Source organism: Tepidiforma sp. (assembly GCF_034432735.1).
Lineage (GTDB): Bacteria > Chloroflexota > Dehalococcoidia > Tepidiformales > Tepidiformaceae > Tepidiforma.
Map to the genome: position 1 here is coordinate 1 of NZ_DAOUBJ010000113.1, position 4991 is coordinate 4991.

3 protein-coding genes and 1 rRNA gene are annotated in these 4991 nt (G+C 63.8%); 3 read left to right on the forward strand and 1 reads right to left on the reverse strand.

Features of this window, described 5'->3' with window-relative positions; genetic code table 11:
- Positions 1-417, reverse strand: a 417-nt coding sequence (locus VAE53_RS10440) for a hypothetical protein (protein ID WP_322819318.1), incomplete at its 3' end; no start/stop codon positions are given.
- An 81-nt stretch (positions 418-498) separates the two neighbouring features.
- Here VAE53_RS10440 and rrf point away from each other — a divergent pair.
- The 3 genes from rrf to VAE53_RS10455 all read left to right on the forward strand — a co-directional run.
- Positions 499-615 (forward strand): 5S ribosomal RNA (rrf, locus tag VAE53_RS10445).
- A gap of 267 nt (positions 616-882) precedes the next feature.
- A complete protein-coding gene (locus VAE53_RS10450) occupies positions 883-2559 on the forward strand; it encodes a S1 RNA-binding domain-containing protein (protein ID WP_322819319.1) in 1677 nt (558 codons plus the stop codon).
- Positions 2560-2597: 38 nt separating this feature from the next.
- The coding region (locus VAE53_RS10455; protein WP_322819320.1) for an ATP-dependent Clp protease ATP-binding subunit at positions 2598-4991 on the forward strand (2394 nt) is incomplete at its 3' end.

Consider the following 4991-nt stretch of genomic DNA (forward strand, 5'->3'; position numbering starts at 1 on the left):
GTCCAGCCTCCCACCTATCTCCTCTTCCAGCAGCTCCGCGAACACCTCCGGCGCCCCGAGCCCCCCCAACGAGCCCTCCCCCACCCGCAAGCGCAACCTACCCTCCACCACATCCGGGTCCAGCATCACCGACGCACGCGGCCCCGTGCCCGACGCCCCCGACAAAATCGAAACCACCACCAGCCCCTCCCTCAGCACATCCACATCCACCGCCGGCGAGCCGCTCACACCGCCCAACACAGGCAGCTCAGCCGCCACCATCGCCGCAAGCGCCCGCTCATCCAACACCACCGTAATGTTTCCACCACCCCCCACAGCACCCGACCTCCCATCCCAGTCCGGGTCCAGCGTCAGCCAAAGCACCATCAGCATCGCGCCCGCCAATACCCCCGCGACGAACACCCACAAAACCCGCATAGCGCCGAGCGTGCCCCCTTCACCGCTCGCCCGCAACCCAACCCCTTGCACCAACGCTACCAACACCCCATACTGCAAGTATCTGGTGGCTAGAGCGAGGTGGACCCACCCGTTCCCATCCCGAACACGGAAGTGAAACGCCTCAGCGCTGACGATACTGCCCGGGCAACCGGGTGGGAAAATAGGCCGCCGCCGGGTACCGAGCAAACCGCCGCAAGGCGGTTTCTTCCATTTTCGACCATCCCGCCCGAAGCCCCGGGGGCCAGAGCAGAATAGGGCTCCCGCCGCGGTAACCACCGGTATCGTCCCAGCGTTCTCACCCATAGCCCCGGCGCCGCTCGCCAGGGCCCCGCGTCCGGTTTCCTCCAACGATCGGCCGCTGGTAGAATCGAAATCGAGATCCCTCAATTCACCCGGGCACGTACACCCACCAGAAGGGCGTCGTGCCCCCAGACGGAGCCGCACTTGTCAGCAGACACCGCCCAGCCAACCACCCCCCCAGAAGCCGAAATGGACATGGGGGCCCTCCTCGACCTCGAAGCCTCCCAAGCCGGAGGACAACTCCGGCGCGGCGAAATCATCGAGGGCATGGTCATGGGCGCCTCCCCCGACGGCCTCATCGTCGACGTCGGCACCAAAACCGAAGCCGTCATCCCCCAAAACGAAATGCTCTCCCTCGGCGTCGACGGCGCCAGCAAACTCAAAACCGGCGACACCGTCCGCGTCATGGTCCTTCAGCCCTCCACCGCCGAAGGCCACGCCATCGTCTCCCTCGACCGTGCCCGCGGCGAAGAAGGCTGGGAAACCCTCCAGCGCCGATTCCAAACCGGCGAAATTTTCGAAGCCCAAGTCACCGGCCACAACCGCGGCGGCCTCCTCGTCAACGTCGACGGCGTCAACGCCTTCGTCCCCCTCTCCCAAGTCGAATCCGTACGCCGCGACGACCCCGACGCCCCCGCACAACTCGCCAACCTCGTCGGACAGCCCATCAAGCTCAAAGTCATCGAACTCAACCGAAAACGGAATCGCGTCATCCTCTCCGAACGCGCCGCCATGGCCGAAGTCCGCAAAGAACAAAAAGAACGCGTCCTCGACGAACTCCAAGAAGGCCAGATCCGCACCGGACGCATCTCCTCCATCACCGACTTCGGCGTCTTCATCGACCTCGGCGGAGCCGACGGCCTCGCCCACATGACCGAGCTCACCTGGGAGCGCGGCAAAAAAGCCCGCGACCTCTTCCAAGTCGGCGACGAAGTCCAGGCCTACATCCTCAAAATCGACCGCGAAAACAAAAAAATCTCCCTCTCCATCAAACGCGCCCAGCCCGAGCGCTGGGACACCACCGTCGACCGCTTCGTCATCGGCCAAATCCTCATCGGCCGCATCACCAAACTCATGCCCTTCGGCGCCTTCGTACGCCTCGAGGGCCCCGTCGAAGGCCTCATCCACATCTCGGAACTCTCCAACCGGCGCATCCAGCACCCCAAAGAGATCGTCAAAGAAGGCGACGTCGTCCCCGTCAAACTCGTCCGCATCGAAAAAGACCGCCACCGGCTCGGCCTCAGCCTCCGCCAAGCACGAAACGACGCCGAAGCCATGGGCTTCCTCTTCGACGCCAACGGATCCGTCATCGACTACCCCGACGACGTCCGCGAACAATTCGGCCTCCCCCCACGCGACACCACCACCCAGCCCCCCCGCCGCGAACCCCGCACCACCCAAGAAGCCATCGAACAGGCCGTCTCGCGCGACCCCGAGCCCATCTCCGCATTCGCCGCCGCATTCGCACAAGCACTCGAAAACGCCGAAGCCGGCAACGGCCTCGCCGATACCGTCGCCCAAGTCGCCGGCCTCGCCCCCAAAGACGAACCGGCACCACCCGCCGCCGAGGAACCGGCATCAATCACGGCCGAAGAACCGGCATCCATCACTGCCGAGACAGAAGCACCCGAAAACACCGGCCCCGCGTCCGAAGCCCCAGCCACAGAACCCGCCCAGTCCGGGATCACCGAACAGCAAAATCGGGTTTCCACGGGGGCGACGACACCCGACGCAATGCCGCAAAATACTAGTGAGGGGACCGAAACGGCCCCCACCCAAGCACCAGCCGCAACAGAGGAGGAAACTGCTGACGGCTCCTAGTCGCAACTTGGGCGCACCCAGAGGAAGGTGGTACACCAATGGCCGAGAGGGCTGACAGGTTCGACAAATTCACCGAACGGGCCCGGCGAGTCCTCACCCTCGCCCAGGAAGAAGCCCATCGATTCAACCATAACTACATCGGCACCGAACACATCCTCCTCGGCCTCGTCCGCGAAGGCGACGGCGTCGCCGCCAAAGTCCTCGCCAACCTCGGCGTCGAACTCAACAAAGTCCGCTCCGCCGTCGAATTCATCATCGGCCGCGGCGACCGCACCGTCCTCGGCGAAATCGGCCTCACCCCCCGCGCCAAAAAAGTCATCGAACTCGCCGTCGACGAAGCCCGCCGCCTCAACCACAGCTACATCGGCACCGAACACCTCCTCCTCGGCCTCGTCCGCGAAGGCGAAGGTATCGCCGCAGGCGTCCTCGAAAGCCTCGGCGTCAACCTCGAACGCGTCCGCGCCGAAACCACCCGCATCCTCAGCCAGAGCGCCCCACAGGCCGCCGCCTCCGGCGCCCGCCAAGCCAGCCGCACCCCAACCGTCGACCAGCTCGGCATCGACCTCACCGCCGCCGCCCGCAACGGCCAACTCGACCCCGTCATCGGCCGCTCCAACGAACTCGAACGCGTCGTCCAGATCCTCTCCCGGCGCACCAAAAACAACCCCGTCCTCATCGGCGAACCAGGCGTCGGCAAAACCGCCATCGCCGAACTTCTCGCCCAACGCATCGTCTCCGGAGACGTCCCCGAAACCCTCCAGAACAAACGCCTCCTCACCCTCGACATCGGCTCCCTCGTCGCCGGCACCAAATACCGCGGCGAATTCGAAGAACGCCTCAAAAAAGTCATCGAAGAAATCAAAGCCGCCGGCAACTGCATCCTCTTCATCGACGAACTCCACATGCTCGTCGGAGCCGGCGCCGCCGAAGGCGCCGTCGATGCCGCCAACATCCTCAAACCGTCCCTCGCCCGCGGCGAACTCCAGTGCATCGGCGCCACCACCCTCGACGAATACCGCAAACACATCGAACGCGACGCCGCCCTCGAACGCCGCTTCCAACCCGTCATGGTCGAAGAACCCACCGTCGAAGAAGCCATCGAAATCCTCAAAGGCATCCGCCCCCGCTACGAAGAACACCACAAACTCAAAATCAGCGATGCCGCCCTCGTCGCCGCCGCCGAGCTCTCCGCCCGCTACGTCAGCGACCGCTACCTCCCCGACAAAGCCATCGACCTCATCGACGAAGCCGCCAGCCGCGTTCGCATCCGCCGCGCCGCCACCCCGCCCTCCCTCAAAGAAGCCATGAAAGGCCTCGAAAGCCTCCGGCGCGAAAAAGAACAAGCCATCGCCGCCCAACAATACGAATACGCCGCCGAACTCCGCGACCGCGAAGTCAAACTCCAAGACAAAATCCGCGAAATGGGCGAATGGGAAGAAGGCGAAGCAGGAATCGCCACCCCCGTCGTCACCGAAGAAGACATCGCCGAAGTCGTCTCCATGTGGACAGGCATCCCCGTCGCCCGCATCGCCAGCGAAGAAAGCGCCCGCCTCCTCCGCATGGAAGAAGCCCTTCGCAGCCGCATCATCGGCCAGGACGAAGCCATCGAAACCATCGCCCGCGCCGTCCGCCGCGCCCGCGCCGGCCTCAAAGACCCGCGCCGCCCCATCGGCGTCTTCCTCTTTTGCGGCCCCACCGGCGTCGGCAAAACCGAACTCGCCCGCGCCCTCGCCGAATTCATGTTCGGCTCACAAGACAACATGATAAAGCTCGACATGAGCGAATTCAGCGAAAAACACACCGTCTCCCGGCTCGTCGGCGCCCCACCAGGCTACGTCGGCTACGACGACGGCGGCCAGCTCACCGATACCGTCCGGCGCAAAAGCTACTGCCTCATCCTCCTCGACGAAATCGAAAAAGCCCACCCCGAAGTCTTCAACCTCCTCCTCCAAATCTTCGACGAAGGCCGCCTCACCGACGCCAAAGGGCGCAAAGTCGACTTCCGCAACACCATCATCATCATGACCTCCAACGTCGGGTCCGACCTCATCAAAAAAGACAGCTCCCTCGGCTTCGCCACCACCACCGACGAAATCAAAACCCACGAAGAGCGCTACCAGCGCATGAAAGACAAAGTCCTCACCGAACTCAAAAACGTCTTCAAACCAGAATTCCTCAACCGCATCGATAGCACCGTCGTCTTCCGATCACTCACCAAAGAAGACATCCGGCGCATCGTCGACAACGAACTCAAAAAAGTCGAAAAAACCCTCAACCAAAAAGGCGTCCGCCTCGAAGTCACCGACGCCGGCAAAGACTGGCTCGGCGAAAAAGGCTACGACCCAGTCTTCGGCGCACGCCCGCTCCGCCGCGTCATCCAGGACAACATCGAAGACCGCCTCAGCGAGATGCTCCTCGCTGGCGACTTCGGT